The organism is Peptacetobacter sp. AB800, from assembly GCF_047807365.1.
GTDB lineage: Bacteria > Bacillota > Clostridia > Peptostreptococcales > Peptostreptococcaceae > Peptacetobacter.
Window position 1 is genome coordinate 1 of the sequence record NZ_JBLOUI010000138.1, and the last position, 223, is coordinate 223.

Below are 223 nucleotides of genomic sequence, written 5' to 3' on the forward strand. Positions count from 1 at the left end.
CCATCTGTGACAATTGATTTAGGAGAGCCGAAGGCACTAGCCTTTTTAAATAGTGAAAAAGCACAATCAGAACCTCGTGATTTGTTTAGATTCCAAGATAGAACAAACCTTATTTCAGAATCTATACAAACCCAAAGATAGAATTTTTCACCAGCAATTTTTACGATAGTTTCGTCAGCGTGCCATTCATCTGAATCGCCTAAATATAAATCTTTTGATAGTT

General features: G+C 35.0%; 1 protein-coding gene. It reads right to left on the bottom strand.

The features are described 5' to 3' along the window. Positions 1-223, bottom strand: a 223-nt coding sequence (locus ACK2WN_RS12475) for a DDE-type integrase/transposase/recombinase (RefSeq protein ID WP_416155711.1), incomplete at both ends; no start/stop codon positions are given.